Annotated in this window: 1 protein-coding gene; it reads left to right on the plus strand. The window is 62.6% G+C overall.

Annotation, left to right across the window (positions count from 1 at the left end):
• Positions 1–1,033: ATP-binding protein (locus AC4FWB_RS34600; protein WP_491030701.1), on the plus strand; the 1,033-nt coding region annotated here is incomplete at both ends.

The following is a 1,033-nucleotide window of genomic DNA, read 5'->3' on the forward strand; positions in this document are numbered from 1 at the left end:
CCGACGGCGTGCCGCTTTTCGTGGAAGAGCTGACGCGGGCCGTGATCGAAACCAACCTACTAAGGGACGAGGGCGATCACTACGCTCTCGCAAGTCCACTGTCGGCCATAGCGATCCCCACCACGCTTCAGGAGTCGTTATTGGCCCGGCTCGACCGACTTGCCCCCGCCAGAGAGGTTGCGCAGGTGGCGGCCGCAATCGGACGAGAATTCTCGCACGAGTTGCTCATGGCTGCCGTGCCGTTGCCGACCAGCGAGGTGGAGCAAGCATTGGACGATCTTATTGCGTCGGGATTGGTGTTCCGCCACGGGACTTCGCCGCAGGCGACCTACAGTTTCAAGCATGCGCTCGTGCGCGACGCGGCCTATGCGACCCTTGTGCGCTCGAAACGACAGCGGTTGCACGCGGGAATCGCCAATGTAATCGAGCAGCGATTCCCGGAAATGGTCCAAGCGCAACCCGAACTTCTAGCCCAGCACTACACGGAGGCGGGGCTGCCAGAACCAGCGATCACTTACTGGCTCAGGGCCGGGCAAGCGGAGATTGCTCGCTCCGCAACAGAAGAAGCGATTACCCATCTGACAAGAGGGCAGGAGCTGCTTGAAGCCCTACCTGATGATGCCACGCGATGGCGGCAGGAACTCGACCTGCAAGTCGCCATTGGCGTCGCGCTGATGACTGCCAAGGGCTGGGCAGCGCCAGAAGTTGGGCGGGCTAACGCGCGAGCACGCGAATTATGCGAACGGCTCGGTGACACAAATCGGCTCTTCCCTGTCCTCTACGGGGACTGGGTATTCCATGTCGTGCGGGCGGAGCTGGAGGCGGGCCGGAAGGCAGGAGAGGAACTGCTGCGTCGCGCGCGGGAAGAACAGGATCTGGCCGCTGAGGTCGTTGGCAACCGCATCGTCGGCACCGATGCCTTCCTTCGCGGCGAGGTGGCTATTGCCCGTGAATATCTGGAGCGATCGCTCGCCCTTTACGATCCACAGCGACATCGCTCTCTCGCGGTCCTGTTCGCCCAGGACCCTCGGGT

Source organism: Mesorhizobium sp. LEGMi-168a, assembly GCF_058312955.1.